The organism is Sphingomonas sp. HITSZ_GF (genome assembly GCF_029543155.1).
Classification (GTDB): domain Bacteria; phylum Pseudomonadota; class Alphaproteobacteria; order Sphingomonadales; family Sphingomonadaceae; genus Sphingomonas.
In genome coordinates this window covers 25,599-52,484 of sequence record NZ_JARQXA010000005.1, presented here as the reverse complement: position 1 = coordinate 52,484, position 26,886 = coordinate 25,599, and the positions used below count along the sequence as shown (strand labels likewise).

Annotated in this window: 26 protein-coding genes and 2 tRNA genes; 15 read left to right on the top strand and 13 right to left on the bottom strand. The window is 67.8% G+C overall.

All coding sequences use genetic code 11. The features are described 5' to 3' along the window. The first annotated feature begins 127 nt into the window (after positions 1-127). The 4 genes from P6144_RS14335 to nadA all read left to right on the top strand — a co-directional run bounded on the left by P6144_RS14335 (position 128) and on the right by nadA (position 3,628). The gene (locus P6144_RS14335) at positions 128-997 is read left to right on the top strand and encodes an MBL fold metallo-hydrolase (protein ID WP_277768461.1); all 870 of its coding nucleotides are present in this window, start codon (positions 128-130) and stop codon (positions 995-997) included. Next, positions 979-1,698, top strand: coding sequence for a DUF4230 domain-containing protein (locus P6144_RS14330; RefSeq protein WP_277768459.1), 720 nt, complete (start codon positions 979-981; stop codon positions 1,696-1,698). Before P6144_RS14335 ends, P6144_RS14330 begins: the two co-directional genes overlap by 19 nt. A 69-nt stretch (positions 1,699-1,767) precedes the next feature. Then, on the top strand, positions 1,768-2,547 hold the full coding sequence (locus P6144_RS14325; protein WP_277768458.1) for a hypothetical protein: 780 nt from the start codon (positions 1,768-1,770) through the stop codon (positions 2,545-2,547). Between the two features lie 52 nt (positions 2,548-2,599). Then, entirely contained in the window at positions 2,600-3,628 is a 1,029-nt protein-coding gene (gene nadA, locus P6144_RS14320; RefSeq protein WP_277768457.1) for a quinolinate synthase NadA, read from the top strand. Between the two features lie 153 nt (positions 3,629-3,781). On the opposite strand, the gene P6144_RS14315 is transcribed toward nadA, so the two are convergent. After that, positions 3,782-4,774: a phytanoyl-CoA dioxygenase family protein gene (locus P6144_RS14315; RefSeq protein ID WP_277768456.1), complete on the bottom strand. Its 993-nt coding sequence runs from the start codon at positions 4,772-4,774 to the stop codon at positions 3,782-3,784. A 249-nt stretch (positions 4,775-5,023) separates the two neighbouring features. Between P6144_RS14315 and nadC the strand changes: the two genes are divergently transcribed. Further along, positions 5,024-5,878: a carboxylating nicotinate-nucleotide diphosphorylase gene (gene nadC / locus P6144_RS14310; protein WP_277768454.1), complete on the top strand. Its 855-nt coding sequence runs from the start codon at positions 5,024-5,026 to the stop codon at positions 5,876-5,878. Then, positions 5,878-6,600, top strand: a complete 723-nt coding sequence (locus tag P6144_RS14305) for a ribonuclease T (RefSeq protein WP_277768453.1) — start codon at positions 5,878-5,880, stop codon at positions 6,598-6,600. The genes nadC and P6144_RS14305 overlap by 1 nt, the downstream gene beginning before the upstream one ends. A gap of 7 nt (positions 6,601-6,607) precedes the next feature. Here the strand turns inward: P6144_RS14305 and P6144_RS14300 are convergent, their stop codons facing one another. Beyond that, on the bottom strand, positions 6,608-7,003 hold the full coding sequence (locus P6144_RS14300; RefSeq protein WP_277768927.1) for a DUF4112 domain-containing protein: 396 nt from the start codon (positions 7,001-7,003) through the stop codon (positions 6,608-6,610). A 20-nt stretch (positions 7,004-7,023) separates the two neighbouring features. Next, the gene (locus P6144_RS14295; protein ID WP_277768451.1) at positions 7,024-8,487 is read right to left on the bottom strand and encodes an ABC transporter substrate-binding protein; all 1,464 of its coding nucleotides are present in this window, start codon (positions 8,485-8,487) and stop codon (positions 7,024-7,026) included. 167 nt (positions 8,488-8,654) lie between these two features. Here P6144_RS14295 and P6144_RS14290 point away from each other — a divergent pair, with 167 nt between their 5' ends. Beyond that, positions 8,655-8,885, top strand: coding sequence for a hypothetical protein (locus P6144_RS14290; protein WP_277768450.1), 231 nt, complete (start codon positions 8,655-8,657; stop codon positions 8,883-8,885). A gap of 45 nt (positions 8,886-8,930) precedes the next feature. Here the strand turns inward: P6144_RS14290 and P6144_RS14285 are convergent. From P6144_RS14285 to rpsA, 3 genes are all read right to left on the bottom strand, one after another. After that, a tRNA-Leu gene (locus P6144_RS14285) sits at positions 8,931-9,017 on the bottom strand. A 52-nt stretch (positions 9,018-9,069) separates the two neighbouring features. Further along, a complete protein-coding gene (locus P6144_RS14280; RefSeq protein ID WP_116838546.1) occupies positions 9,070-9,348 on the bottom strand; it encodes an integration host factor subunit beta in 279 nt (92 codons plus the stop codon). 174 nt (positions 9,349-9,522) lie between these two features. Continuing rightward, positions 9,523-11,235: a 30S ribosomal protein S1 gene (rpsA, locus tag P6144_RS14275; RefSeq protein ID WP_277768448.1), complete on the bottom strand. Its 1,713-nt coding sequence runs from the start codon at positions 11,233-11,235 to the stop codon at positions 9,523-9,525. 305 nt (positions 11,236-11,540) lie between these two features. On the opposite strand from rpsA, the gene P6144_RS14270 reads away from it, so the two are divergent. Beyond that, positions 11,541-11,816, top strand: coding sequence for a hypothetical protein (locus P6144_RS14270; RefSeq protein ID WP_277768446.1), 276 nt, complete (start codon positions 11,541-11,543; stop codon positions 11,814-11,816). Here the strand turns inward: P6144_RS14270 and P6144_RS14265 are convergent. After that, positions 11,806-13,116 carry a pepsin/retropepsin-like aspartic protease family protein gene (locus tag P6144_RS14265; RefSeq protein ID WP_277768445.1) on the bottom strand — a complete coding sequence of 437 codons (1,311 nt, stop codon included), beginning with the start codon at positions 13,114-13,116 and terminating at the stop codon, positions 11,806-11,808. The genes P6144_RS14270 and P6144_RS14265 overlap by 11 nt on opposite strands. 59 nt (positions 13,117-13,175) lie before the next feature. Between P6144_RS14265 and P6144_RS14260 the strand changes: the two genes are divergently transcribed. Both P6144_RS14260 and P6144_RS14255 read left to right on the top strand, forming a co-directional pair. Beyond that, entirely contained in the window at positions 13,176-13,670 is a 495-nt protein-coding gene (locus P6144_RS14260; RefSeq protein WP_277768444.1) for a DUF2975 domain-containing protein, read from the top strand. A gap of 10 nt (positions 13,671-13,680) precedes the next feature. After that, positions 13,681-13,899: a helix-turn-helix transcriptional regulator gene (locus P6144_RS14255; RefSeq protein WP_277768443.1), complete on the top strand. Its 219-nt coding sequence runs from the start codon at positions 13,681-13,683 to the stop codon at positions 13,897-13,899. Here P6144_RS14255 and P6144_RS14250 read toward each other — a convergent pair. The 4 genes from P6144_RS14250 to aroA all read right to left on the bottom strand — a co-directional run bounded on the left by P6144_RS14250 (position 13,896) and on the right by aroA (position 19,333). Next, a complete protein-coding gene (locus P6144_RS14250; protein WP_277768441.1) occupies positions 13,896-16,265 on the bottom strand; it encodes an HAD family hydrolase in 2,370 nt (789 codons plus the stop codon). The genes P6144_RS14255 and P6144_RS14250 overlap by 4 nt on opposite strands. A 62-nt stretch (positions 16,266-16,327) precedes the next feature. After that, positions 16,328-16,963: a (d)CMP kinase gene (cmk, locus tag P6144_RS14245; RefSeq protein WP_277768440.1), complete on the bottom strand. Its 636-nt coding sequence runs from the start codon at positions 16,961-16,963 to the stop codon at positions 16,328-16,330. A gap of 61 nt (positions 16,964-17,024) precedes the next feature. Further along, positions 17,025-18,011 carry a proline iminopeptidase-family hydrolase gene (locus P6144_RS14240; protein WP_277768439.1) on the bottom strand — a complete coding sequence of 329 codons (987 nt, stop codon included), beginning with the start codon at positions 18,009-18,011 and terminating at the stop codon, positions 17,025-17,027. Then, positions 18,008-19,333: a 3-phosphoshikimate 1-carboxyvinyltransferase gene (aroA, locus tag P6144_RS14235; protein WP_277768438.1), complete on the bottom strand. Its 1,326-nt coding sequence runs from the start codon at positions 19,331-19,333 to the stop codon at positions 18,008-18,010. The genes P6144_RS14240 and aroA overlap by 4 nt, the downstream gene beginning before the upstream one ends. A gap of 102 nt (positions 19,334-19,435) precedes the next feature. Here aroA and P6144_RS14230 point away from each other — a divergent pair, with 102 nt between their 5' ends. From P6144_RS14230 to P6144_RS14220, 3 genes are all read left to right on the top strand, one after another. Beyond that, the gene (locus tag P6144_RS14230; RefSeq protein WP_277768437.1) at positions 19,436-19,759 is read left to right on the top strand and encodes a TIGR02300 family protein; all 324 of its coding nucleotides are present in this window, start codon (positions 19,436-19,438) and stop codon (positions 19,757-19,759) included. Between the two features lie 83 nt (positions 19,760-19,842). Then, positions 19,843-19,918, top strand: a tRNA-Ala gene (locus P6144_RS14225). A 138-nt stretch (positions 19,919-20,056) separates the two neighbouring features. Further along, positions 20,057-20,863, top strand: a complete 807-nt coding sequence (locus P6144_RS14220; protein ID WP_277768436.1) for a phosphatase PAP2 family protein — start codon at positions 20,057-20,059, stop codon at positions 20,861-20,863. Here the strand turns inward: P6144_RS14220 and P6144_RS14215 are convergent, their stop codons facing one another. Both P6144_RS14215 and P6144_RS14210 read right to left on the bottom strand, forming a co-directional pair. Continuing rightward, positions 20,864-22,798, bottom strand: coding sequence for an ATP-binding protein (locus P6144_RS14215; protein WP_277768434.1), 1,935 nt, complete (start codon positions 22,796-22,798; stop codon positions 20,864-20,866). Further along, positions 22,785-23,495: a response regulator transcription factor gene (locus P6144_RS14210; RefSeq protein WP_277768433.1), complete on the bottom strand. Its 711-nt coding sequence runs from the start codon at positions 23,493-23,495 to the stop codon at positions 22,785-22,787. The genes P6144_RS14215 and P6144_RS14210 overlap by 14 nt, the downstream gene beginning before the upstream one ends. Before the next feature lie 195 nt (positions 23,496-23,690). On the opposite strand from P6144_RS14210, the gene P6144_RS14205 reads away from it, so the two are divergent. Together P6144_RS14205 and P6144_RS14200 are read left to right on the top strand one after the other, a co-directional pair. Further along, a complete protein-coding gene (locus P6144_RS14205; RefSeq protein ID WP_277768432.1) occupies positions 23,691-24,833 on the top strand; it encodes a helix-turn-helix transcriptional regulator in 1,143 nt (380 codons plus the stop codon). Positions 24,834-25,163: 330 nt separating this feature from the next. Next, complete coding sequence (locus tag P6144_RS14200; protein ID WP_277768431.1) at positions 25,164-26,876, top strand: ShlB/FhaC/HecB family hemolysin secretion/activation protein; 1,713 nt, start codon at positions 25,164-25,166, stop codon at positions 26,874-26,876. Positions 26,877-26,886: the final 10 nt, after the last annotated feature.

Here is a 26,886-nt window from a genome sequence, read left to right as displayed (position 1 = left end):
CCCCTTTCTCGAGCGCCTTTCGACGGGGCCGGCCGACACTCCTTCGCGGCCGGCCCCGTTTCGTTTTGAAATCGGGCGAGTGTCCCCCGGCCTTGCGCTGCGGCGCGGCAAAGGCCATTTCGGGGGCATGGACATCATAGCGGACGCCCCGACCGGGCTGGCCATGGCGCTCGATCCGCTGGTGACGCGCATCCTGGCGCCGAACCCGTCGCCCTTCACCTATACCGGTACCCAGACCTATCTGGTCGGCACCACCGAGCTGGCGGTGATCGATCCGGGCCCGGACGATCCCGCGCATATCGAGGCGCTGCTCGCCGCGATCGCCGGCCGCAGGGTGGTGGCGATCCTCTGCACCCACACCCACCGCGATCACAGCCCCGCAGCCGCGCCACTCAAGGCGCTGACCGGCGCGCCGATCATCGGCTGCGCGCCGCTGTCGCTCGCCGATGCCGGCCCACGCGCCGATGCCGCGTTCGACACCGGCTATGCCCCCGATCGCGTGCTGGCGGATGGCGAGCGCGTGCAGGGCGAGGGCTGGACGCTCACCGCGATCGCTACGCCCGGCCATACCTCCAACCATCTCTGCTTCGCGCTCGAGGAATCCCGAGCCCTGTTCAGCGGCGATCATGTGATGGGCTGGTCGACCACCGTGGTCGCGCCGCCCGACGGCGACATGGCCGCCTATATGCGCAGCCTCGACACGCTGATGGGCCGGGCCGACGACCGCATCTACTATCCCGCGCACGGCGAGCCGATCGAGCGGCCGCACCGCTTCGTGCGCGGGCTGATCGGCCACCGCAAGCAGCGCGAGGGGCAGATCCTGCGCCTGCTCAAGGCGGGCACCGGCGCGGTTCCCGATATGGTGGGCCGCATGTATGTAGGGCTCGATCCCAGGCTCACGGGGGCGGCCGGGCGGTCGGTGCTCGCGCACCTGATCGACCTGCGCGACCGCGGGCTCGTCATCGAGGAGGGCGATGCGTGGAAGATGGCGGCGTGAAGCAGGGGGGCGGCTGCCTCAGGCTGTTCGGCGTTACCCTGGTGATCCTGCTGGCGATCGCGCTGATGCTCGGCGCCGGCTTCTGGTTCCTGGGCGACACGATCAAGCGGCAGTTCCAGGGCGCGACGCCCGAGACGGTGGCGCAGGCCAGCCTGGCAGGCCTGCGCGAGCAGAACCGCCTGTCCGCCTTTGCCGCCAAGTTCGTCGCGGTGGTCACGTCCAAACAGAGCCAGCTCGGCTTCACTGCGCAGAAGACGATGATCATGCCCGGCAGCGTCCGCTACGAGGTCGATCTGTCGAAGCTGCGCCAGGAAGACGTGGTGTGGGATGCGTCGGCGAAGCAGCTGACGGTGAACCTGCCCCAGGTCGAGGCGACCGATCCCGCGGTCGATCTCAACAATATCCGCCAGTACGACAATGGCGGCATCCTCCTCTCGGTCACCGATATCGGCGGCAAGCTCGACGAGGCGAACCGCAAGGCCGGCCAGCAGGAGCTGCTCCGCCAGGCCCAGTCCGCTCCCTATATGCGCATGGCCCGCGACGCGACGCGCAAGGCGATCGAGAGCAGCTTCGCCATGCCGCTGCGCGCCGCGGGGATCGACGCCAATGTGCGCGTGATCTTCCCCGACGAGGCCAATCGGCCGACCGAGCGCTGGGACGAATCGCGCCGGCCGGAGGACGTCGTCACCAACAAGTGGTGAGGCCCGTTGAGCGGCGGACCCGAACAGGATATCTTCGCGCCATTGCAGCCTTCAGTTGGGGGACTGAACATGGCGACCCTTGCCGAACCGATGCCGATGGCGGCGCGCCGCGACCGCTTCTTCCTGATCCTGTCGCTGGCGATGATCGCGGTGATCGTCGGCGGCTTCTCGCTCAATATCGTCGCGGGCCGGTCCAGCTTCGGCCTGCCGCTGATCTATCATGTCCACGCCCTCGTCTTCATGGGCTGGATCGCGATCTACCTGATGCAGACTCTGCTGGTCGCCGGCGGAAACGTCGCGATCCACCGCCAGCTCGGCTGGATCGCGCTGGCCTGGGTGCCGGCGATGCTGGTCATGGGAATGGCGATCACGCTCTATTCGGTGTGCCACCATGGCGGGCCGCCCTTCTTTGCGCTGCCCGAATTCCTGTTCGGCAACCCCGCCGGGTTGCTCTGCTTCGGCGGGCTGGCGTTGGCCGGCTTCTCGATGCGCAAGCGCTCCGACTGGCATCGCCGGCTGATGCTCTGTTCGATGGCGGCGATCACCGGGCCGGGCTTCGGGCGGCTGCTGCCGGTGCCGTTCATGATCCCCTGGTCGTGGTTCGCCGCCGCGCTGGTGGCGCCGTTGATCTTCCCGCTGATCGGCGCGGCGCGGGACTGGATGCGCAGCGGCCGCGTCCATCCCGCCTGGCTATGGGGCATCGCCGCGATGGCCGGCAGCTTTGCCGTCGCCGAGGCGCTGGCCTTCACGCCGCTGGGCGAGGGGATCGCCCGCGCGGTGGTGGCGGGCACGCCCGGCGCCGATCGCCCCTTCGCCGCGCATTGGCCGCCTGCGCCTGTGAACCCTTGAACCCGCGCCCGCGCCGGGCCATGTGCGGCGCGGGCAAGGGAGTTTGAGGACGATGGACGCGCGTAACGGCATTGGCTGCAGCCTGACGGGCCTGGATCTCCGCGCAGAGATCGATCGGCTGCGCAAGGAGCGCAACGCGGTCATCCTGGCGCATTACTATCAGAAGCCCGAGCTGCAGGACCTCGCCGATTTCGTCGGCGACAGCCTCGATCTCAGCCGCAAGGCGGCCGAGACCGATGCCGAGGTGATCGCGTTCTGCGGCGTTCGCTTCATGGCGGAGACCGCCAAGATCCTGTCGCCCCAGAAGATCGTGGTGCTGCCCGACATGAATGCCGGGTGCAGCCTCGAGGACAGCTGCCCGCCCGAACAGTTCGCCGCCTTCCGCGCGGCGCATCCGGACCATATCGCGCTGACCTATATCAACTGCTCGACCGAGGTTAAGGCGCTCAGCGACGTCATCGTCACGAGCTCGTCGGCCGAGAAGATCCTCGCGCAGATCCCGGAGAGCCAGAAGATCATCTTCGGCCCGGACCGCAATCTTGGCGGCTATCTCAAGCGCAAGACCGGTCGCGACATGCTGCTCTGGCCGGGCGTGTGCATCGTGCACGAGGCCTTTTCGGAGACCGAACTGCTCAAGCTCAGGGCGCAGCATCCGGGTGCTCCGATCGCCGCGCATCCCGAATGCCCGCCGCACCTGCTCGATCATGCCGATTATGTCGGCTCGACCCGCGGCATCCTGGAATTCTCGCAGGCGATGGAAGGCGACACGCTGATCGTCGCCACCGAGCCGCACATCATCCACCAGATGCAGAAGGCGATGCCGGGCAAGAATTTCATCGGCGCGCCGGGGGCCGACGGTAACTGCAACTGCAACATCTGCCCGTACATGGCGCTCAACACGATGGAGAAGCTCTACCTCGCGCTGCGCGACCTCGAGCCGCGCATCGAGATCGAGGAGGGGCTGCGCCTCCAGGCCAAGAAGAGCCTCGATCGCATGCTGGAAATGGCCTCGGGCACGGTCGGGCAGGGCGATCTTGGGCCGGTGCCCGTGGTGGGCGGCGATCCGACGAAGGGCGACTGAGCGGATTTCTCTGCTCTTCTGCTTTCCCCGGCGAAGGCCGGGGCCCAGACTAAGCGTGCGCGGCGAAGACGCGTTACCGCGCGTATGTCTTTAAGGGCTGGGCCCCGGCCTTCGCCGGGGAAAAGCTATATTGCCGCGATCCCGGCATGCGCGTCACCGCCAGACCGGCTGCATCGCCATCTTCGCCGCGTAGAAGTTCACATATTGCGCCAGGCGCGGCAGCGCGGCGGTGTTGGGGCTCGCGCCGTGGGGCAGGTCCTGGCGCCAGATGATCAGGTCGCCGGCGCGGCCGGGGACGTGCACCGCACGGTCGCTCAGATCTACCCGGCGCGGATCGGCATCGCCCTGTGTTTCCAGCCATTCGGCCAGTCCGTGATGAAAGCCGGGGACCAGCTCCAGCGCCCCCTGATCGGCATCGGTGTCGGCGAGATAGAGGATCGCCTGCGTGCCGAAGGGGATCGGCTGCACTAGGCTCACATCCCAGTGGAGTCGGGGCGCCGCGAAGGCATGATGCGCGTGCACCGGCGCGTTGAAGCTCATCCGGTCGATATGGACCCACAGGTCGCTGGTGCCCCAGAGCTGGGCAAAGGCCTTGTGCACACGTGTCGAGCGCCGCACCGGCTCCAGCGCTGCATGCTGGAAACGCTGGACCATCAGCCCGTTGGTGCGCGGGCCGTACCAGCTTGACGGGTCCGCCGGGTCCGCGCCTACCGTCTGCCACAGCAGCGTCGCGGCGGCGGCGACCTCCTCCGGCGTGATCGCGCTGCGCAGGATCACATAGCCCTGCGCGCCCCAATGGGCGATGTCCCCCGCATCGAGCGCGTCCGGCATCGCGTCGATCATGGCGAGGTGCGCGGCCGTTTCGGGCGGTGGTGGCGCGCTGTCCAGCGCCGCATGATAGCGCGCGATCGTAAGCGCGTCGGGCAGGCCCGCGGTGGCGACGATCCAGCGGCAGAAGCCCTCGAAACCGGGTGCCTCGGCAGCAAGGAATTCGAGCACCTGCTCCAGCCCAAGCCCGAGCGCGTCGAGCAGCAGCTTGTCGGCGATCCAGTCGCCGGGCGGCGAGGATCGGTGGGCGAGGCGCCGCTCCCAATAGGTGCGCAGGCCGCGGATCGGAGGCAGCAGGGCAGGTTCGGCATCGGCCATGCCCCATCGATGGCCCTGCCGCGCGGCCGCGGTCAATGCGACCGCACGGTATCGGTTGCAATGTAGGATTTTGTCTGCTGACGTGCCGCCATGGCATGTCGCTTTCGCCTTCGGCCCGTTTCCGGCAAGGGGCGGGCAGCTTCGGGCAAAGTGAAACGATTTGCCCCGACTCCCTTCACTTTGCGGGCAATGGCAAGGCCGGGTCATCCCGCCATTGCCGCCGCCGGGCGCGGCTTTTAAGGGGCAGGCATGGCCTTTACGCTCGATCGTTTCGATCTTCCCGCCTTTGTAGCCGCCACCCTCGCCGAGGATCTGGGCGACAAGGGCGACATCACCTCCGCCGCGGTGATCCCCGCCGATGCGGCGTTCACCGGCGTGATGGACAGCCGCGACGCGATCACCGTCGCCGGTCTGCCGCTCGCCGAGGCCTTTTTCCGCGAACTCGATCCCGGGGCCGAGATCGAGACGCTGGTCCGGGACGGCGACCGCGTCGCCCCGGGGACCGATCTGATGCGGATCCGCGGCAAGGCGCGCGCGCTGCTCACTGCCGAGCGCTCGGCGCTCAACACCGTGCAGCACCTCTCCGGCATCGCCACCATGACGCGCGCCTATGTCGATGCGATCGCCGGCACCGGTGCCACGCTGCTCGATACCCGCAAGACGCTGCCGGGCCTGCGCATGCTCGAGAAATATGCCACCCGCATGGGTGGCGCGACCAATCATCGCATGGGCCTGTGGGACGCGGCGATGATCAAGGACAATCATGTCGCCGTCGCCGGATCGGTCGGCGAGGCGGTGCGCCGCGCCGTGGCCGCGGGCATCGAGCAGATCATCGTCGAGGTCGACCGGATCGATCAGATCGACCCTGCGCTCGAGGCGGGCGCCACCCATCTGCTGCTCGACAATATGAGCCCCGCGACGCTGCGCGAGGCAGTGGTGCGGGTCGGCGGGCGCGTGCCGACCGAGGCTTCGGGCGGCGTGCGGCTCGACACGATCCGCGGCATTGCCGAGACCGGCGTCACCTATGTCAGCGTCGGCCGGCTTACCCAGTCGGCGCCCGCCGCCGATATCGGCCTGGATTTCGGGCAGGAGGGAGCGGCGTGATGCGCAAGCGGGTTCTCAGGTTCGCCGGTGCGGGGCTGGCGCTGCTGCCCGGCATCGCCTCCGCCCAGGCGCTGGTCTGCCGCCCCGCCGGCGGCGTCGAGCGGCCAAGGCCCGATCTGCCCGATGCCAGGCAACCGCGGCGTATCCTGCCGATCGGCGCCTATACGCTGGCGCTCACCTGGAATCCGGGCCTGTGCCGGGCAAATGGCAGCGACCCGGAGAACCGCTTCCGCTGCGGGCGCGATGCGCGCTTCGGCTTCACGCTGCACGGCCTGTGGCCAGACGGCGTGGGCAAGACCTGGCCGCAATATTGCGCCGGCACCCGCATCCTGCCGCCGGCGCAGATCAGGCAGATGCTCTGCACCACGCCTTCGGCGCAGCTGATCCAGCACGAATGGGCCAAGCACGGTACCTGCACGACCATGTCTCCCGCTGCCTTTTTCGGCACCGCCAAGCGGCTCTACGATGCGGTGCGCTATCCCGACATGGACCGGCTGTCGCGCGGCGATCTCACCGTCGGCCAGTTCAAGGCGCGCTTCGCCGCGGCAAATCCCGGCATCCCGGCGCATGCGATTCGCGTGACGGTGACGAAGGAAGACTGGCTCGACGAGCTGTGGCTCTGCCTCGATACCCGCCTGCGCTACGAGCCCTGCCGGCCGGGCAGCGGTGGCGCGGCGGACGGCAACCCGCTCAAGATCTGGCGCGGCGGCGGGCGGCGCTGAGCGTCGGCTAGCGATGGTTGATCGTCGAGGTGCCCGGGTGGTGCTTGTCGAGGTGTCGCTTGATCAGCTTGAGGTTGCGGCTGTTCGACTTGAACACGAAATCGGCGGCGTCGCCGACGACGGGGACCAGGCCGATCAGCCAGTCGAAGCCGACATTGCCCAGCATGCGGGCCATGGTGGTCGCCGGCATCTTCAGGTTGCGGGCTTCCCAGACGATGTAGAGGCCGAGCAGCGCCGCGATCACGTCGCCGCCGACGGGTACCAGGCCGAGAATGGCGTCGAGGCCAACCTTGGTCTTCAGCCCGGGGATGGGCACGCTGCGCTCGAGCAGATGCTCCATCATCTCGATGCGCCGGCGGACATCGCCCGCATGGCGGCCCAGGGGCAGGTTTGCCGAAGCCATCCGCGTCGTCTTCGCCACGTTCACCTCGTTTCGTTGCGCAGGTGGTTCAACGGGTGCCACGCCCGGGCGTTCCCCTGCCACGCCTGCAAGCGCAGCGCGACGATAGACCATCGGAAGGGCTGGGCGATAGGGATGTATGCAACATCGGCTGTGAGCGCCGCATCGGCCTCGGCGATCCGCTGGGCGCGGGCGTCGAGATCGGGGGCATCGCGACCCGCCTCGACCAGCAGCTGGGCGTCGCCCGAGCAGGGCTGGCAGGCCGATGCGACGAACCAGCGCGCGCTGTCATAGGGTGCGACGGCGTCGATCAGCTTCAGCTCGGCGGGATCGTCGATGCCGACGCGTACCGGGGTGATCCCGATCGCATAGAGCGCCTCGGCGAGCCGTGCCCAGACCAGGGTGGCACCCGGGCCGGCGGGGAGGGCGAGGCGCAAGGTCACCGGGCCGGGATGCGCCCGCTTCCAGGCCGCAACCGCGGCGCGGGCATTCTGGCGGCGCTGGCCGAGGTCGAGCGGTGCCCAGCCGGGCTGGGCGGGGGGTGCCGCCGAATCGAGCTGGGCGGGGAGCAGCGTCTCGGTCGGCGCCCAGTCCGGATGGACCTGGTGGGTGACCATCGGCCGGTCGATCGCCATCGCAATTGCGGCGCGGTTGGCAGTGTCGGCCAGGAAGCCGCTGCGCGAGACCACGAGGAGCCCGAACAGGCCCGATGTCGCGTCGATCCGGACGTTGGGTCGGGCGATCCCCGTCGCCTCGATCAGCGGCCAGTCGACGAAGCTGCCGCCCAGCACCAGGTCGGACCGGCCTTCGCGGAAGCGGGTGACCGCCACTGCAGCGCGCTCGCCGCGGAAGAATAAGGTTTCCTGTGGCCGGGGCGCCGCGCCGTCCTCGCCGTCGCCCGGCTGGGGCACCGGGCGCAGCACGATGCCGTTGCCGCGCGCGCTGGCGCGGAAGGGGCCGCTGCCGTCGAGCTTGCCGGTGCGGAACACCGCCATTTCGGGCTGGGCGAACAGCTTGAGCAGGTCGGGGCGCGGCCGCTTCAGCCGCACCTCGATCACCTGCGGAGTCATCTCGACGATCTCGTCGATCACCGCGAGGAAGGGCGCCAGCTCGTTGTGGGTGCGCGGCGCGATCACCCGGCGCAGCGTGCGCACCACTTCCTCGGCGGTCACCGGCGTGCCGTCGGGCCAGGTCGCGTCGTCGCGCAGGCGGAAGATGTAGCTGCGGCCATCGTCGATCACGATCCAGCGCTCGGCCAGGCCGGGCTCGATCTGGCCGGCAGCATCGAAGCGCACCAGCCCCTGTGCGGTTGCACCCAGCAGCGCGCGGCGGGCGGGGTCGAGCGGGCCGGCGTCGGGATCGGCGAGCGCGCTGCTCGCGCCGATCGCGCTGACCACAACGGCGGTGTCGTCGCGTCGTTGCCCGGTGCCGCTGCTACACGCTGCGAGCGCGAGTAGGGGGAGCAGGCAGGAGAGGCGAGGGCGCATCAGGTCATCCGGGCGAGGTGTTCCCGGTGTATGGAAGCGGGCCGCAGCTGCCAACCCCTGCGGCGCTTGTCGCAGTGCAGCAACGACTCGACGTGTTGCGGTGCAACATGAGGAACCGCGCCCGCGGGGACCGGTTTTCCGTTGCGTCTCGGAAGGGAGTGTAACCTATGCGTATCCTAGGCCGTGCGGCAGCTGCTGCCGCGCTTGTGTCGCTGGCGGCTGCGCCGGCATTTGCCGCGCCCGGCTCCGCCTCGAAGCTCTCGCTGCGTGCAGTGACCGATTCGGAGCATGATTCGGATATCGCGGGCGCGCCGATTATCGCGATCATCGGCGTGGTGGCGATCGTGGCAGGCGGCGTGATCATCGCCACCCAGGACGACGATCCTGACAGCCCCTAACATCGGTTGAAGCCTATCCGTCTTCCCTGCTCAGGCGGGGAAGGCTGGTGCGGACGGCGGGACTCGAACCCGCACGCCCCGAAGGGCAGAAGATTTTAAGTCTCCGGCGTCTACCGGTTCCGCCACGTCCGCACGCGCCCATGCCAAGCGCATGGGGTCGCCAGCGTCAAGCGGTACGCAGCGCTCAGACGTTGAGCTTGATGCGCATTTCCTTGCCGGGCTTGAAATAGGGGACGCGCTTCGCGTCCACTTCGACCGTTTCGCCCGTGCGCGGGTTGCGGCCGGTACGCGCATCGCGTGCGCGCGTCGAAAAGGCACCGAAGCCGCGTAACTCGACGCGACCATCTTCCTGCAGGCGACCGACGATCTCGTCGAAGAAGACCGACACGATCTTCTCGACCTCACGGACCGAAAGGCCCGGATTGTCCTGCACCAGCAACTGAACCAGCTCCGAGCGGATCATCCGCAACCTCCCTTTGCGCGTCCCTGCCGCGGAAATTTCCGCGCGCGCCCAATCCCTTTGGGTTCTCTAGCCCCGTTCAGCAACCTGCATCAACCCGCAGATTGTGATTAACCCATGATATTCGGATATAGTCGGAAACGGGGAGCGGTTTTGCCGCTCCCCGTCCCAAGGTTCTTAGTTCTTTTCGCTGCGGGCCTTGAGGGCCTCGCCCAGGATGTCGCCCAGCGACGCGCCCGAATCGGACGAGCCATACTGCGCCACCGCCTGCTTCTCTTCGGCGATCTGCATCGCCTTGACCGAGAAGGTGGGCTTCTTCGAGCGATCGAAGCCGGTGACCATCGCATCGAGCTTCTGGCCGACCTGGAAACGCTCCGGACGCTGCTCGTCGCGGTCGCGGCCGAGATCGGTGCGCTTGATGAAGCCGGTCGCGCCGTCTTCGCCAACCTGCACTTCGAGGCCCGCGTCGCGAACTTCGAGGATGGTCACGGTGACGACCTGGTTCTTGTTGAGGCGATCGGCCGATGCGGTCGAGGTCGCCGCGGCAACGCCGCCGCGCTCGAGCTGCTTCATGCCGAGCGAGATGCGCTCCTTGTCCGGCTCCACGGCGAGAACGATGGCCTTAACCACCTCGCCCTTGCGGTGCAGGTTGAGCGCGTCTTCACCCGAGATGCCCCAAGCGATGTCCGACATGTGGACCATGCCGTCGACGTCGTTGTCCAGGCCGATGAACAGGCCGAACTCGGTGGCGTTCTTGACTTCGCCCTCGACCTCGGTGCCGACCGGATGGGCAGCCGCGAAGGCCTCCCACGGATTGCCCTGGGCCTGCTTGAGGCCGAGCGAGATGCGGCGCTTCTCGGCGTCCACCTCGAGCACCACGACTTCGACTTCCTGCGAGGTCGAGACGATCTTGCCCGGGTGCACGTTCTTCTTGGTCCAGCTCATCTCCGAGACGTGGACTAGGCCTTCGATGCCCGGCTCCAGCTCGACGAACGCGCCATACTCGGTGATGTTGGTCACGCGGCCGGTCAGCTTCGCGCCGACCGGATACTTGGCGCCGGCGCCATCCCACGGATCGCTCTCGAGCTGCTTCATGCCGAGCGAGATGCGCTGGGTGTCGCGGTTGATGCGGATGATCTGCACCTTCACCGTGTCGCCGATGTTGAGCATCTCCGACGGGTGGTTGACGCGCTTGTAGCTCAGGTCGGTGACGTGCAGCAGGCCGTCGATGCCGCCCAGGTCAACGAACGCACCGTAATCGGTGATGTTCTTGACGACGCCGTCGATGATCTGGCCCTCGGCCAGGCTCTGGATGAGGCCCGAACGCTGCTCGGCGCGGGTCTCTTCGAGCACGGCGCGGCGCGACACGACGATGTTGCCGCGCTTGCGGTCCATCTTGAGGATCTGGAAGGGCTGCGGGATGTCCATCAGCGGGGTGACGTCGCGCACCGGGCGGATGTCGACCTGCGAGCCGGGGAGGAAGGCCACCGCGCCCGAGAGGTCGACGGTGAAGCCGCCCTTGACGCGGCCGAAGATGACGCCTTCGACGCGGGCCGACTTGGAGAATTCGGTCTCGAGCTTGTCCCAGGCGGCTTCGCGGCGGGCGCGGTCGCGGCTGAGCATTGCTTCGCCATTGGCGTTCTCGACGCGGTCGACATAGACTTCGACTTCGTCGCCAACCTTCAGGTCGGCCTTCTGGCCAGGGGCTGCGAATTCGCGCAGCGGCACGCGGCCTTCGCTCTTGAGGCCGACGTCGATGACGGCGAGGTCGTTCTCGATGCCGGTGACGGTGCCGATCACGACGCGGCCTTCGAAGCCGTCAGCCTGACCGATCGTCTGGTCGAGGAGTGCCGCGAAATCGTCGCGGCTCGGATTTGCCGAAGTGGCCATGTGTTAGAGTTCCTACTTCACGTTTTTCCGGCCAACCGGTTGAATCCGGCGGTCTTTGGGCCAGAATTGCCGCGGCGGCCGAGCGCCGTTCGCGGCATCCTGCGGACAAGGGCAAGCGGAGGAAAAGCCAGACGCCGATCAAAGCGAAAAGGGCGCGTGAGAGTCGTCCCTCCGCGCCTTCCTCCGCGGGCACCGCCCGCTGGACGCGCGCGCCTTAGCCGAAACCGCCTTTTGCCGCAAGCATTGCGAAGCGGCGGCGAGGATGCGACGTGCGGGCTTTACGGCGAGGTCGCGAGAGAATCAGCATGGTCTATGAAAATGAGCTTTTCGAAGGCGTGACCGTCACGCTCGACGGCAATTCCTACAACAAGTGCACCTTCCGCAACGTCCAGCTGCAATATTCGGGCGGCCCGGTCGACATGAGCGAATGCGGGATGGACCGCTTCTCCTTCGCCTTTGGCGGCGATCTCGCCCAGGGGCTGTTCACGCTCTACCAGCTGTTCGGCACCGAAGGCATGCTGCAGATCATCCGCGGCTTCACCGAGCCGAGCCAGGGCGGCGAGATCGAGATCAAGGTGTAGCCGTCACGGGCGGGCCGAACTCGAAGCGCATCGCGCGGAAGTCGACCGCCCACCATTCGAAGGCGTGCAGCACGTCCTGGCCGATCGTGCCGGTGTTGGCCTCGCGCCCGGTCGGGCCTGGCGTGAGCACCAGCTGAACCTGGGGCAGGGTAGTGGTGCGTCCGTCGATCGCCACCGTTGCCGGGCGCCACCAGGCGATCGGCTGCTGGATCACGCCGCCCGCGCCGGCGATGTTGCGTGCGCCGCGCGGCAGCGTCGCCACCAGGGCAGCATGGTCGCCGGCGAAGCGCGAGGTGAGCGCGGTGGCGCTTGCGCCGGTATCGAGATGCAGCGTGGCGGCCGCGTCGTTTATTCGCGCCGCGACATAGAGATCGTTGCCGGTGGAGCGCAGATTGGCCGCGCCCGGCGCCGCCGCGCCGCCGGGCGTGAAGCTGCCGGCGCGGTCGAACCGCACCCGGCCCAGCGCGCGGAACACCGGGAAGCCGATGATCGCGTCGATCTGATAGCCGCCGGGGATCGGGAAGCTGAGCGCGGCATCGTCGAACACCAGGAAGACGACGTCGTGCAGTTCGATGCCGGCGATCACCAGCCGCTCGGCGATGGCGAGGCGCGTCGGCACCTTGGCGCTGCCGGTGCTGACCACGCTGGCCTCGCCTTCGAGCATCTTCAGGCCCAGGCGCTTCGCCGTGGACGCAGTGACGACGGAGAGGTTGGCGCCGGTATCGAGCACCGCGTCCTGCGCGGTTCCGTTCACGCGCACCTCTGCCCGGACGAGCCCGGCCTTGTCGCGCGCCGTCAGCGTGGCGACCGGGACGCCGCCTGCGACGCCCTGGCGCGGCACTGCCGCCAGCAGCGCAGCGACCGAGAGCGTTCGGCGCGCCTCATTCGCCGCATCGGCCTTGCCGTTCGCCTCGAGCAGCGGCGCAAGCGCATCTATCGCCTCGGCGGCGGCGGCATAGTCGCCCTCGGCAAAGGCGAGATCGGCGCGGATCGAGAGCGCCGCGGCGCGGTGCAGCGGGGTGCGGTCCCCCGAGCGGTCGAACGCCTCAAGCGCGGCATCGGTGGCCGGGCGATCGAGCCGCAATGCGGCGATGCGCGCGCGGAGCAGCGACGCCGTACCCTTGTCCCTTGCCGCTGCCAGCGCGGCCTCGAGCGGGGCGATTTCGCCAGCGGGGGCTTCGTCGATCAGCGTCGAGACGTCGCGGTCCTGCGCAACGGCGATTGCCGCGGGGCCGAGCGCCAGCGCGGCAAGCAGCAGGGCGGCACCGGGGCGGCACAAGCTTGTGAACGATCTGGACATGGCGTACCTTCCGAATCGCGAGAATATCTTTTCGTAAAACAGAAAGATCATTTTGTAAAATGGCAATCCCCTTGCCCCTGGCGCGCCATGCCCGGCGCCTTCGCATCGCGGCCGTCGCCGGTGCGGTGGCGCTCCCGTTGTTGCTGGTCGTCGCGGCGTTGCTGCCGGCCGGGATCGTCCATCTCGAAACGGATGGGTTGCCGCTCGGCTGGGGCGTGGTGATCGCGCTTGTCGTGATCCTGCCGATGTCGGCGGCGCTGTTCGCGCTGGCGGCGATGCTGGGGCGGATCGAGGTAGGAGACCGCTTCAGCCCGGCGGTGACGCGCGACTTTCACCGCTTCACCCGCCTGCTGCTCGTCACCGCGATCGCCGAAACGCTCCGGCCCAGCCTGGCGCAGCTCGTCGCGGCGGCGCTCGGAACCGGCAAGCGCATCCTGCTCGGCATCGATGACAGCCATTTCCTGCTGCTGATCGTCGCGCTGGTGCTGTTCCTGGTGGCGCGGCTCTTCGACGAGGCTGCGCGCCTCGAAGAAGACAGCCGCTCGATCGTCTGAGGCGGAGGCAATGGCGATCACCGTCCGCCTCGATGTGATGCTGGCGCTCCGCAAGGTCCGCTCGAAGGAGCTGGCGACCTATGTCGGCATCACCGAAAGCAACCTGTCGCTGCTCAAATCGGGCAAGGTGCGCGGCATCCGCTTCGAAACACTCGAGAAGATCTGCGAGTATCTCGATTGCCAGCCGGGCGACATCCTCGTCTGGGAAAAGGACGCCGGCCCGGGCTAGGCGGCGGCGCGGAGCTGGACGGTTGCCGCGCGGGCGACGACCGGGCGGAACACCAGCGACAATACCATCGGCTCGCTGCCCTCCGGCGGAGCGGCGATCAGCACGCCGGTGGGGCTCGCACGGAACAGGCCCGGGCTCATCTGCTCCATCGCGTCGGCGGTGGCCTTGGCGGCGACCGTGGCGGCGCTCTGGCCCTTCTTCAGATTCTCGAGCGGAATGAAGCCGAATTCCTCGACCTGGACCCATTCGCAGGTCTGGCCGAGCTGCACCGCGATCACCGGGCGCTGCTCCCCCACCGGCACGCGCAGCTGGTAATAGCCCTCTGCCGTCGGCCAGGCGGTGAACTCCATCACGCCCTGCTGTGCGGCGCCGGCGAGGATCACCGGAACCTGGATCCCGCCCACTTCGAAATCGGTGGAGCGCAGATCGAGCTTGAAGCGCGAGGTCGCGAAATTGGCGAGGCTCATCGATAGGCCCTGCGCCTGGAGCTCGGCGGAGAGGAATTGCGGGCGCTGGTCATTGTAGAAGGTAAGGCCCCGGCGCCGCAGCCCGTTGCGGCCGCGGTCGGTGTCGACCAGCGTTTCGGTGTGGGCGAGACCCATATTATAGTCGAAGTCGAAGCGCTCGAAGACCGAGACTTCGCCGGCATTGGGCAGGAACGACAGGCGAGCCAGGATCGCGGTGGCGGCGCGGCAGCGGCTGTCGAGATCGTCCGCCTCGGGCGCCTTGAGCACGGCGTTCCCCGCCGCACGGACATAATCCATGCAGGCGGCCTGGACGGCATCGCGGGTTGCGTTATGCGTCGCCTTGCGATCGAGCTTCTCGCGGATGGCTTCGCCCGTCGCGGTGAAGTCGATCGTCGATCCCTGCGACACATTGCACAGCTGCTCGAGCGACACGATCGACAGCGAAAGGGCGTGGAGCGTGCGATAGTCGTAATTGCGCACGTCGATCATACCGCGCTTGTCGAGCCCCGACCTGCGCTTCTCGCGTAGGAAGACGTAGCGGCCCATCACCGACACGCCCATCGTCTCGGCGAGGATCGGCGTCACCAGGTTCTGGACGGTGCCGTTATAGCCGGTATCGACCAGCATCACGGTGTCGCCGGGCGCGATGCCGACATGGTTCATGTGCGCGACCAGGCGCTTCAGGAATGCCTCGCGGCGGGTGAAGATCTTGCGCTGGATGTCGGAATTACCGCGCACCCATTTGGCAAGTGCGGCGCTCTGCGTCTCGGCGCTGCCCGCCTTGGCAAAGCGGGCATATTCGTTCTCGAACAGCATCAGCTGGCGCGCCAGCGACGGGAGCGGCAACGTGTCGCTCCATTCATCGAGATGCTTGCCGAGCGAAGCTTCGTCCTTGATGCTGGCGCGCAGCGCGACGAAGCGGCTGAGATCGACCGTGCGGGCGCCGACTTCCGGATAGAGCGCGTCGAACACCTTGTGCGGCAGATAGCCGTCGCGCATCACAAACAGCGGCTTCACCGGCTTGCCGGCAGCTTTGCTGGCCGTATCGATCTCTGCCTTCAACCAGTGCGCGTAGGTCGCCATGGCCGGGCCCATGATGTCATGGCCGAGCACATAGGTGGGCTCGTTGCAGGTGCGCATCGCCACGGCGGCGCGGTGGGCCTGGGCGATCGGCCGGCTGATGCCGCACAGCGGATCGAGGATGCGGGCGGTTGCCGCTTCCATGCGCAGGCGCGAGGCCGATTCTGCGTCGAACTGCGCGAGGTGGACGGCATGCAGGCCGTGCTCGATCGCCGCGTCATAGTCCGCCGCGCGATTGTCGCCGATGTGCAGGATGCGGTCGGGCGCCACGCCCAGCGCCTCGATCACATGGTCGAACAGGCCGTCGCGCTTGCCTTCGCCATAGGCGCTGGAAACGAAGACCTGGTCGATCAGCGCCATGACGTCCTCGCCCGCCGCGGCGCCGATGTGCGCGCGCAGCTGCGGTTCGGTCAGATACATGTCGGAGACGATGACGATCTTGAGGCCGCGGCGTCGAGCCTCGCGCATCAGCGCCACAACGGGGCCGAAGGCGAAGGCGTGCCGCGCCTCCAGCGTCAGTTCATGGGTGACCGCCGCCTCGACCTCGTCTTCGGAGGCATGGGCAAGCATCTCGCGATAGATGTCGGTGAGGCCGATCTCCTTGGCGCCGCTGCGTGCCATTGCACGCCGGCGGGCATTGCCCTCGGCCCAAGACCGCGGCTCGACGGCGCCGCCGGTCATGTCGATCTCAGCGAACACGTCGGACGGCGCATGGGTGTTGCGCCAGATCAGCGTGTCGAAACAGTCGAGCGACAGGACCTCGATGCCCTCAGGCGCCTGGTCGAGCAGGCCCTCGATCTCGAACGCGCGCACCGTCATCTGCATTGGTAATCCCCCGGGTTCCTCCGGGACAATACTGAGCAGTCATGGTTATAAAGGCGTTAACCAGAATGTTCGGGGTGCATCTTCGCATCGACGATCGCGATCGCGCGCTGCACGGCGGCGTCGATCGAGAGGAAGCTCGTGTCGAGCAGCGTGGCATCGGGCGCCTGGAGCATCGGCGCTTCGCTGCGCTTGGAATCGCGCTCGTCGCGCGCGCGGATATCGGCGAGCACCTTGTCCAGGCTGGTGAGGATACCATTCTTGCGCAGCTCGAGATGACGGCGCTGGGCGCGGATCATCGGGGTTGCCTTGACGAACAGCTTCACGTCCGCGTCGGGCGCGATCACCGTGCCGATGTCGCGCCCGTCGAGCACGGCGCCGCCGGGCTGGCGGGCGAACTTCTTCTGCCGGTTGAGCAGGGCGGCACGGACCAGCGGATGCGCGGAGACGATCGAGGCGACCTTGCCCACCTCGTCGGTGCGCAGCCACGCGTCGTTCAGCAGATAATCCTCGAAGCTGCAGGCGGAAACCGCATCCGCTTCCTTCGCCGGATCCAGCTCCTCGCGCAGCACGGTAGCGGCGACGGCACGGTAGAGCAGCCCGGTATCGAGATGCGGCAGTCCGTAATGCTGCGCCAAGGCGCGCGCGATGGTGCCCTTACCCGAGGCTGCCGGTCCGTCGACTGCGATGATCATGATGGCCTCAGCGTTCGCGGCACGCGGGCGCGCCGTCAAGCGATTCGGACACAAATCGGCATCAAATAGCGTCGTGGCGCGCCATCCAGCCGCGCAGCAGCGCCAGATAGGCCTCGGGCTGGTCCGAAAGGATCGAATGCGCCGAGCCCGCGATCTCCCTGAAGGTCGCGCCGGGGACGCGTGCCGCGAACCGCGATACGGTCTCCGGGCGGGCCTCGTCATATTCGCCGCAGACGAACAGGGTCCTGGGCCCATCGAGCTTCTTGAGCAAAGGTTCGCCGTCATAGTCGCGCAGGGTGCCGGTCGAGACGAACTCGGCCTTGCCCCACATCCGGTTGTAGAGCGTGTCGCCGGCGTCGCGCGGGGCCTGGGCGCGATATTCGGCGATGCCTTCGGCGCGCTTCGACCGGATCACATAGCGGCGATAGAAGTCCCAGGTCGCTGCGTCACAGGCCGCTTCGGGGGGCGGGGCGGCGGTGTCGCACTTCTCCAGCGTGGTGCGCACCGCGGCGGGCATTTGCGCGCGGAGCAGATTGGCGTCGGCGATCCAGCTCTTCGTCGAGACTAGCGGCGACTGCACGATCAGGCTGGCGGTGTCCGGCCGGCGCCGCGCGCCATATTCGATCGCCAGCGTGCCGCCCCAGCTGCCGCCGCCGACATGCCAGCGCGTGATGCCGAGCGCGTCGCGGATCCGCTCGATCTCGTCGACGAAGCGCCCGACCCGCCAGTTCTTCTGATCGAGCGGTGCATCCGAGCGGCCGCTGTCGAGCTGGTCCCACAGGATCACCGCGCGCTCGCCGGCCAGCGCGGTCAGGGGCAGCAGGCCCGAATGATCGCCGCCCGGACCGCCATGGGCATAGATGATCGGCGGGCGCGGGCCCTTCAGGTCGCCGTTCACGCGCACATAGACGCTGCCGCCCTCTACCGGGATCATCCGCTCCAGATCGGGCTTGAACCGGATCTCGTCGCGCATCCGCGCCCAGGCGGGCAGGGTGACGGCCCCGGCGGCCAGGCCGCCTAGAAAGGCGCGGCGGCCGAGCAGGGTCATGCGGTGAGGCTGTCCAGCACGTCGAAAAAGGCCGGGTAGCTGGTCTGGACCGGCGCGACATCATCGATCGCGATCGGCGCTGCAGCGGCGAGGCCGGCGACGGTCATGCTCATCGCGATGCGGTGATCGAGCATCGTCACCGCGCCGCCGCCGCCCGGGATCGGCGCGCCGCCGGTGCCGGTGATCGCCAGGCCGTCTTCGAACTCCTCGGTCACCACGCCATTGGCTTCGAGAGCGGCCCGCATGGTGGCGATCCGGTCCGATTCCTTGACGCGCAGCTCGTGCGCGCCGCGCGCGACGGTGCGCCCCTCGGCGACGGAGGCCGCCACGAACAGGATCGGATATTCGTCGATCATGCTGGGTGCCAGCGCGGGCGGTACCTCGATCGCCTTGAGCGGCGCATGGCGCACGCGCAGATCGGCGACCGGTTCGCCGCCCACTTCGCGCGAATCGACTGCCTCGATCGAGGCGCCCATCATCCGCAGCGCCTCGATCAGGCCGGTGCGGGTGGGGTTCATGCAGACATTGGCGATGGTGATGTCGGATCCCGGCACGATCGACGCGGCGACCATCCAGAAGCCGGCGGAGCTGGGATCGCCCGGCACGACGATGTGCTGGGGCTTCAGCTCGGCCTCGCCGCGGATCGAGATGATCTTGCCTTCGGGGCTGTCCTCGACGGTCAGCTCGGCGCCGAAGCCGCGCAGCATGCGCTCGCTATGGTCGCGAGTCGGCACCGGCTCGATCACGCGGGTGATGCCCGGCGTGTTGAGCCCCGCGAGCAGGACGGCCGACTTCACCTGCGCCGAGGCGACGGGCAGGGTGTAGGTGATCGGCACGGCGGGATTGATACCCCGCAACATCAAGGGGAGGCGGCCGCCCGGGCTGGCGGTGATCTCGGCGCCCATCTGGCTGAGCGGCTCGATCGCGCGGCCCATCGGACGGCTGGAGAGCGAGGCGTCGCCGGTGAAGGTCACGGTGATCGGATGGCTGGCGACCAGGCCCATCAGCAGCCGCGTCGAGGTGCCCGAATTGCCCATATCGAGCGCGGTCTCGGGCTGGAGCAGTCCGCCGACGCCGACGCCGTTCACCGTCCATACGCCATCTTCGCCGCGCATGATCGTTGCGCCCATCGCGCGCATCGCGGCGGCGGTAGCCAGCACGTCTTCGCCTTCGAGCAGTCCTTCGATTCGGCTTTCCCCCACGGCGAGCGCCGAGAACATCAGCGAGCGATGGCTGATCGACTTGTCGCCGGGAACGGTGACTCGACCCTTCAAAGGGCCACGGGAAGAGACGGCGAGCGGGCGGGGCGTGGAACCGGACATGACACGCGGCTTTGACAGCGCCCTTGCGGCATGGCAAGGCGCGCCCCACTTTCCGGGACAACATCCCGAAATCCGAGATTTTGAAAGGCGAAGAGGCAACACATGGTGAAGCCGGAATGGGGCACCAAGCGCGCGTGCCCGAAGTGCGGTACGCGCTTCTATGATCTGACCAAGGACGAACCCGTCACCTGCATCAGCTGTTCGTTCAGCTGGGATCCGGAACCGATTCTCAAGTCGAAGCAGCCGCTGCCCTTCGAGGTGGTGAAGAAGGACGGCGAGAAGCCCGAGACCGAGGATGGTGATCTGGGCGATGAGGATCTGGACATCGGCGACGACGACGAGGAGCCCTCGGCGGATGACGACGTCGATCTGGGCGGCGACGACGACCTGGGCGTCGAGACCGGCGGCGACGACGACGAGCAGTAATTTCGGGAAAAATGGCGGGGCCCCGAAAAAGGCCCTTGCCAGACCGGAAGGGGCCATCTAGAGGCCCCGTCTCCCGAGGAAATGGGGCCGTAGCTCAGCTGGGAGAGCGTCGCAATGGCATTGCGAAGGTCAGGGGTTCGATCCCCCTCGGCTCCACCATTCCTCCCGAAGAAGCCCGCGGCGATGCGGGCTTTTTTCGTTTCCGCGGACGCGGTTGATCCAGGTGCCGCCGGCGCCTACCCAAGGCGGGCGCTGCCTGGCCGGCATCGCAGGTGAAACCGGGAGGACGAAGCAAGCATGATCGGTCGGAAGCTGCGCTATGCCGTGGGGGCGGTGCTGATCCTGGGCGGCGCCGCCGCGTTCAGCGCCGACAAGCCCTATGGCGGCTATCTGACGCCCGGCGAGTTCGAAGTCACCCGCGTCCTGCCGCCGGCGCCGATCGCAGGAGACGCCCGCTACGAATCGGATCGCGCGATCTTCCGCGGCACGCGCGCCCTGCTGACCACGCCGCGCGGCGCGCTCGCGACTTCGGACGTGGTCAGCTCGCCCGAGGCGCTGATGCGCGACTTCAGCTGCGCCGTCGGCGTGTCGCTGACCCCGGAGAATGCCCCGAAGCTGATGCACGTCATCCGCCGCGCCGGCATCGATACCGGCGCGCAGACTAACATCGCCAAGAACCTGTTCAAGCGCGAGCGCCCCTTCAAGATCGACGAGGGCGACATCTGCGAATCCAAGGCCGAACTCGCGGACAGCTATGACTATCCTTCCGGCCACACCACGCGGGGTTGGACCTGGGCGATGATCCTTGCCGACCTCGCGCCGGACCGGGCGCAGGAGATATTGAAGCGCGGCCGCGCCTATGGCGAAAGCCGCTTCATCTGCGGCGCGCACAACCAGAGCGCAGTCGAGGCCGGGTTCATCTCCGCCAGTGCGACGCTGACGCTGGTGCGCACCAAGCCCGCCTATCGTGCCGACCTGGCGGAGGCGCGGGCCGAGCTGGGCGCGTTGCGCGCGAACCCGAAGGCTGCGCAGCCGACTGCGTGCGCCGCCGAAGCTGCCCTGATCGACCAGCCGGTGACGATCCCCGCCGCCGCGGGCCGCTGATCACTCGGCCCCGGGGGCCGCTTCGCCGGACTGCGCCGTGCCGGCCACGGGCAGCAACAGGGTGAAGCGGGTGCCCGCAGGCCCCGATTCGAGCTCGACGCGCCCGCCGATCACTTCTGCGCGACGGGCCTGGTTGCCCAGGCCGCGACCCTGCGCCGCCGCCGCGGTGTCGAACCCCCGGCCATTGTCGGCCACGCCCACGCAGACCTGACCCTCGCGCACGCCGGTGGTGACGACGATCTTCGTCGCCCCGGCATGCTTGATCACGTTGGTGAAGGCTTCCTGCAGGATGCGCAGGACGTGGAGCGAGTGGCGCTGGTCGAGCCAGGGCAGGGGCGGGACGTCGCGCACGTCCCAGCGCAGCCTGATGCCCGTCGCCTCGAGCCGCGGCTGCAGGCGGAAGCGCAGCGTGCCGAGCAGCAGCAGCAGGTCGGTTTCCACCGGCTCCATCGAATCGATGGTGAGCTTCAGATCGTCGATGCAGCCCTTGAGCAACTGGGCGATGTCGGCCTCGTCGATATGGCCGTGCTCGACCATGCGCAGTGTGCTGACCAGCGAGGAGCCGAGCCCGTCATGCATGTCCTGCATCAGCCGCTGGCGCTCCTGGAACAACACTTCGCGCCGCTCGACCTCGCGCAGCTTCTGGTGGCTCGCGGTGAGCTCCGCCTCGCGCTCGGCCAGGCTGCGGGCAAGGACGACATTGGCTTCGCCTACTGCCTTCATCGCCTTGAGATAGCGGCTCATCATGATCTGGCTGAAGACGACGATGAGCAGAATCTGCGCATAGAAGGAGACGAACAGGCTCTCGATATCGATGATGTTGCTCTGGAGCAGCATGTCGCGCGCGCCGAGGATGAAGGAAAGCAAGCCGCATATCGCGAGCCCGGCACCCTCCAGCTTGCCTGCTCGGCGGCTCCAGAAGATGTGCAGGGTAAAGGTGGCGGCGCCGACCGCTACCATGGTGACGTACATCAGCGGCGAGATGATCGTCGCGTCGGTCGTCCCTTCGAACAGCGGCAGGGTGAGCCCGCCTAGCCCGACGCACATCATCACGATGATCCAGGTCAGCACGCGGGCGCGGTGATGATGGATGGCAGCGAGGAACAGGTGGATGATCAGCACTGTCCAGCCGACCGAATTGACCGTGATCCAGCCGAACCAGGCGTCGGAAACCGGCAGCCGGTCGGCGCCCATATAGGCGTGCATCACCCGCAGGAAGGTCGCGAGCGTCATCACCGCATAGAGCAGGTACATCTTCTCGTGCCGCGAGCGCAGCCAGATCAGGAAGGCGAAAACGCCCGTCGCAAGGAACACCGCCGAGCTGATATAGGGCAGCTCGGCCTGGAAGAAGGCGCGCATGTAATAGGCAGCGCCGAGCTGGCGATAGTCGCCGATCCACAAGGTGGAGAGCGCCCCGCCGATGCCGCGGACATGGCGAATGCGGATCAGGATGTCGCGGGGCGGGGCGCTTTCGGCGGCTTCCTCGAGCGGAATCCATAGCGGGCGGTTCGAGCCGTTCCATTGGAGGTTGGCATGGGTCTGCCAGAACAGCCGCCCGTCGATATAGATGGCCAGCTCGCCATCGGTCTTCCAGCGCGGGATATAGATATAGGCGCCCCGGGGGGCGGCATGCTCGGGACCGAGGGCGAAATGATACCAGCTCGTCTGGGTAGGCAGGAGACCGGCATCGCCCGACCCCGGCACCATCTTCGGCTTCGGCGCATGGGGCAGGTCGACTTGCTGCCATTGGCCCTTCAGCGCCCGCCAATCCTGCACGCGGGAGGGCGGCGGATACCCCAAACCATCCTCCACCAGCAGATCGGCGCGGGTCAGGTGGATGCCCTGGGGCCGTGATCCGTAATAGCAGGCGAGCAGGACCAGCAGAGCAATCCCGCCATAGATGAGGATCGCCCGCAGCGTCCTAGAGAATACCATGGTTGCGGGCCTCGAAGATGGCTTCGGCCTTCGAGGTGACCTCGAGCTTCTGGTAGATGCGCCGCACGAAGGTCATCACCGTGTTGCGCGAGACGAGCATCAGTTCGGCGATCTCGTCATAACTGAAGCCCTTGGTGATCAGCTCGAGCGCCTCGCGCTCGCGCGGGGACAGCGGATTGGCGATCGGCGTGACTTCGGCCAGCGTCGTCGCTGCCGGAACCGGCTCGGCCGGGCGGAAGCGCAGCAGGATCTGTCGGGCGATACGCGGGCTGATCGGGCTGCCCCCGGCATGCAGCGCGCGGATCTCGTCGGCGATCTTCTCGGGCGAGCTGTCCTTGAGCAGATAGCCCGCGGCCCCCGCCTCGATCGAGGCGATCACATGCTTCTCGTCGGCGAAGGTGGTGCTCACCATGATCCCGCAATCGGGCCAGGCGGCATGCGCTTCGCGGATCACGTCGATGCCCGAGCCGTCGGGCAGGCCGAGATCGACGACCAGCACGTTCAGCGGTTCGCCGGCGAGCATCTTGCGCGCCTGCGCCACGTTGTGGGCCATGCCGATCAGCTGCATGTCGCCCGAGCTGCCCACGGCGGCGGCGAAGCTGTTCTGGAAAGCGATGTCATCCTCGACCAGCGCGATCCTGAGCTGCGGCGAGGCGGAATCGGCCATCGGGACTTCCTGGAGCGGTGCGCGTTCCATCGCGCGACCGGAGCGGCGATCGGTTGGGCGCGTGGCAACGCCCTGCTTTCGCGCTTGTACCATCGGAAACGCCCTGCGCTTGTCCCTATAAATAGCGACATACGCATGATTTCGCAGCCGGTACAATTTGTTTCCGGGCCTTGTCCGGTTTAGAACGGATGCCGCCAGGACCGGCAGTCAAGAACGAGTCGCGCGATGCCAAGCCCGGAACCCTTGACGCCGATGCTCGTCGCCGAGCTGGTCGGCAACATCTACGAGGCGGCGCTCGAGCCGCGGCTCTGGCGCCCGCTCGTCGAACGGATCGAGCGGATCTATCCCGAGCTGACCATCCTGATGTTCAGCCACGAGGCCAGCGGCGCCGACGAGCTGAGCGTGGTGCTCAATTATCCCGAGGCAGCGCTGCGCGACTATGCGGCCTATTACTTCGCCCATAGCCCTTATGTCGATTTCGTGCCGCGCAACCAGGTCGGCCGGCCGACACTGTCGGAGGTGATCATCAGCGAGGCGGAGCTGCACCGCACCGAATATTATACCGATTTCATGCGGCCGCACCGGCTTTCCCAGCATGGCTGCGGCATGGTGCTGGAGCGCGAGCCGGCGGGCTGGGCCTCGCTTTCCTTCGCCGACCAGCATGACGATATCGATCGCCGCGCCCACCAGATGACGCTGCTGGGCCTGCTCGCGCCGCATTTCGCCCGCGCGCTCAAGCTGCGGCGTGCGCTGATCGCGGCGCGCGCGCCCGGCACTGCGCAGCAGGCGGTGTTCGACGGCTGGGCGCACGCCGCCTTCGTGCTGGATGCCGAGGGGCGTGTGGCGACGATGAACCGGCGGGCCGAGGCGCTGATCGCGCGCAGCGAAGGCATCACGCTCAATCGCCGGGGCCAGCCGCGCAGCTTCGACGACCGCTGCAGCCGCGCGCTGGAGGCCGCGGTCGCCCATTGCCGGCTGCGCCTGGCCGATGAAGCGCTCAACGGCGTGATGCTGCCACGCGCGGGGCGCGCGCCGCTGCACGCAATGCTGTGGCCGCTCGCGCTGGTGAGCGATTTCGGCGTGCCGACCATGCCGGGGCAGGTGCTGATGATCGTCTCCGATCCCGAGGATACACCGCCCGGTGCGGTCGCCTGGATCGGTCGCCGTTTCGGGCTGTCGCCCTCGGAGGAAAAACTGGCCGATGCGGTGATCGCCGGCGTGCCGCTCAGCGAGGCGGCGGAGCGGCTCGGCATCCAGCTTTCCACTGCGCGCACCCGCCTGAAGATGATCCAGGCGAAGACCGGCTGCCATCGTCAGCTCGATCTCGTGCGGCTCGCCATGTCAGTGCCGGGAATCCATCTGCGCTGATCTCGCCGGTCGTGCCGAAGCAGGCTCCCATATGGGAGCTATCGGCTCCAGGGGCGTCTCCCTAGCACCTTCCGCCGGGGTTTAGCGCGGGGGGAGATCGCGTCGATGCGTTGGGGGAAATTCTGCCGGGAAAGCCGTGCCTTGCGCGGCTTGCGCAAAGTCACTCGCGAAACTCCGCCATTCCGTAACGTCATTTCACCGCTGTCACTATTAGTAGCGACAGACGGTCCCGGCCAGCTCCGGTACATTACGGATGCAGGATCGCCCGTCCCGGTCGTGGGGGCGGGGCGGCCTCCGAAGTTCTCCGTTCCAGACAAAAAAGGCCGAGTGATGCCGAAGGTTGCCGCGCAGCATCTTGCCCACGCGCACAAGAGTCTTGCCGCGTTCCTGCTCCTTGCCGGCACCGCGCTGGCCACACCGGCCGCAGCGCAGGTGCTGCCTTCGCGGCAGCAGCTCAACCCCGCCCAGCAGAGCGCGGTGGCGGGTGCGCCGCGTGGCGAGCTGTTCCGTGATATGGAAGTCGGGCCGTGCCCGTTCGCCGGCAGCGACCTGAAGGTCACGCTCTCGGGCGTCGAGTTCCAGGGTGCGGGCGGCAAGCTCGCGCTCGACGATGACAGGCTGCGCCTTGCCTATGCCGATCTGATCGGCCGCGAAGTGCCGATCGCCGCGATCTGCACGATCCGCGACCGGGTCGCAGCGCTTTACCTGCGCCGCGGCGTGCTCGCCGCGGTCGAGATTCCGCAGCAACGCATTGCCGACGGCAAGCTGATCCTCTCGGTCACCGAAGCGCATGTCGTCTCGGTCAGCTATCATGGCGATGTCGGCCCGGCGCAGCGCCAGGTCGAGCGCTATCTCGACAAGCTGAAGGGCATGACGCCGTTCGACCTGAACGTCGCCCAGCGCTATTTGCTGCTCGCCTCCGACATTCCCGGCGTGATCGTCCAGGCCTCGCTCAAGCAATCGCCGGGCGGCCAAGGGGCGGTGGACCTCGACATCGCCGTGTCGCGTACGCCGGTGACCGCGAGCTTCAGTGTCAACGACTATGGCTCGCTCTCGATCGGGCGCGACCTTGCGACCGCCCGCGTCGACTATAACAGCTTCACCCCGCTCGGCGAGCGGACCTCGATCATCGGCTATGGCACCATCACCAGCCCCGAGCAGCGCGTCATCCAGGCGACCGAGAGCGTCAAGCTGGGCGGGGAGGGGCTCCAACTCGACCTGTCGGGGTCGTTCGCGCGCACCAGGCCGGGCGCGGCGCTCAAGCCGCTCGACCTGCTGGGCAACAGCTTCGCTGGCCAGGCGCGACTGACCTATCCGATCCTGCGCCACCGCCGCTACAATCTGAACGTCGCCGGCGGCCTGGAATGGATCGACCAGAAGGTGGAGTTCGGCGGCGGCGTCGCAACGCTGACCAACGACAAGCTGCGCGTGTTCTTCGCGCGCGCCGATGGCTACATCGCGCCGCGCGCGCTGGCTGCGCATTCGGTGGTGGCAACGGGCTCGCTGGAGCTGCGCAAAGGCGTCAATGGCCTGGGCGCCACGCCCTATGGCAATGCGCTCGCCTCGCGCTTCGGCGGCCATCCTGATGCCACGGTGGTGCGCGCCGACCTGTCGGTCGCCGGGCGGCTGTTCGGCCCGCTCACCGCGACGGTCTCGACCAGCTGGCAATATACCGACACGCCCTTGCTCTCCTATGAGGAGTTCTCGGCGGGCACGCTGTCGATCGGCCGCGGCTATGATCCCTCGGCCGCTTCGGGTGACCGCGCGCTGGGCTCGACGCTCGAGATCAGTACCGCGCCCTTCCAGTTCGCCAAGCGTTCAGTGTTCCGACCCTATGCGTTTCTCGACGCGGTGCGGCTCACCAATATCGGGCCGGGTGCCGGCCAGCAGACGCTGCGCTCGGCCGGCTATGGCATCCGTGCCCAGATCGGCCCCTGGTTCGCGCTCGACGCGGCCTGGGCGCATCCGTTCGACCGGCTGACGCCGGGCCTGCCCAAGCCGGCCAACCGCATCCTCGTCAGCCTAACCGCCTCGATCTTCTGAGGGATATGAT

Coding starts and splice junctions, on each gene's coding strand:
- P6144_RS14280 (WP_116838546.1), bottom strand. CDS start 9,348: ATGATCCGCTCGGAGCTGGTTCAGTTGCTGGTGCAGGACAATCCGGGC.
- P6144_RS14230 (WP_277768437.1), top strand. CDS start 19,436: ATGGTGAAGCCGGAATGGGGCACCAAGCGCGCGTGCCCGAAGTGCGGT.
- P6144_RS14290 (WP_277768450.1), top strand. CDS start 8,655: ATGCGTATCCTAGGCCGTGCGGCAGCTGCTGCCGCGCTTGTGTCGCTG.
- P6144_RS14200 (WP_277768431.1), top strand. CDS start 25,164: ATGCCGAAGGTTGCCGCGCAGCATCTTGCCCACGCGCACAAGAGTCTT.
- P6144_RS14270 (WP_277768446.1), top strand. CDS start 11,541: ATGGTCTATGAAAATGAGCTTTTCGAAGGCGTGACCGTCACGCTCGAC.
- P6144_RS14205 (WP_277768432.1), top strand. CDS start 23,691: ATGCCAAGCCCGGAACCCTTGACGCCGATGCTCGTCGCCGAGCTGGTC.
- P6144_RS14265 (WP_277768445.1), bottom strand. CDS start 13,116: ATGTCCAGATCGTTCACAAGCTTGTGCCGCCCCGGTGCCGCCCTGCTG.
- P6144_RS14240 (WP_277768439.1), bottom strand. CDS start 18,011: ATGACCCTGCTCGGCCGCCGCGCCTTTCTAGGCGGCCTGGCCGCCGGG.
- P6144_RS14260 (WP_277768444.1), top strand. CDS start 13,176: ATGGCAATCCCCTTGCCCCTGGCGCGCCATGCCCGGCGCCTTCGCATC.
- P6144_RS14315 (WP_277768456.1), bottom strand. CDS start 4,774: ATGGCCGATGCCGAACCTGCCCTGCTGCCTCCGATCCGCGGCCTGCGC.
- P6144_RS14220 (WP_277768436.1), top strand. CDS start 20,057: ATGATCGGTCGGAAGCTGCGCTATGCCGTGGGGGCGGTGCTGATCCTG.
- P6144_RS14335 (WP_277768461.1), top strand. CDS start 128: ATGGACATCATAGCGGACGCCCCGACCGGGCTGGCCATGGCGCTCGAT.
- P6144_RS14250 (WP_277768441.1), bottom strand. CDS start 16,265: ATGACGGTGCGCGCGTTCGAGATCGAGGGCCTGCTCGACCAGGCGCCT.
- cmk (WP_277768440.1), bottom strand. CDS start 16,963: ATGATCATCGCAGTCGACGGACCGGCAGCCTCGGGTAAGGGCACCATC.
- P6144_RS14255 (WP_277768443.1), top strand. CDS start 13,681: ATGGCGATCACCGTCCGCCTCGATGTGATGCTGGCGCTCCGCAAGGTC.
- P6144_RS14300 (WP_277768927.1), bottom strand. CDS start 7,003: ATGGCTTCGGCAAACCTGCCCCTGGGCCGCCATGCGGGCGATGTCCGC.
- rpsA (WP_277768448.1), bottom strand. CDS start 11,235: ATGGCCACTTCGGCAAATCCGAGCCGCGACGATTTCGCGGCACTCCTC.
- P6144_RS14305 (WP_277768453.1), top strand. CDS start 5,878: ATGCGCAAGCGGGTTCTCAGGTTCGCCGGTGCGGGGCTGGCGCTGCTG.
- nadC (WP_277768454.1), top strand. CDS start 5,024: ATGGCCTTTACGCTCGATCGTTTCGATCTTCCCGCCTTTGTAGCCGCC.
- nadA (WP_277768457.1), top strand. CDS start 2,600: ATGGACGCGCGTAACGGCATTGGCTGCAGCCTGACGGGCCTGGATCTC.
- P6144_RS14295 (WP_277768451.1), bottom strand. CDS start 8,487: ATGCGCCCTCGCCTCTCCTGCCTGCTCCCCCTACTCGCGCTCGCAGCG.
- aroA (WP_277768438.1), bottom strand. CDS start 19,333: ATGTCCGGTTCCACGCCCCGCCCGCTCGCCGTCTCTTCCCGTGGCCCT.
- P6144_RS14325 (WP_277768458.1), top strand. CDS start 1,768: ATGGCGACCCTTGCCGAACCGATGCCGATGGCGGCGCGCCGCGACCGC.
- P6144_RS14215 (WP_277768434.1), bottom strand. CDS start 22,798: ATGGTATTCTCTAGGACGCTGCGGGCGATCCTCATCTATGGCGGGATT.
- P6144_RS14210 (WP_277768433.1), bottom strand. CDS start 23,495: ATGGAACGCGCACCGCTCCAGGAAGTCCCGATGGCCGATTCCGCCTCG.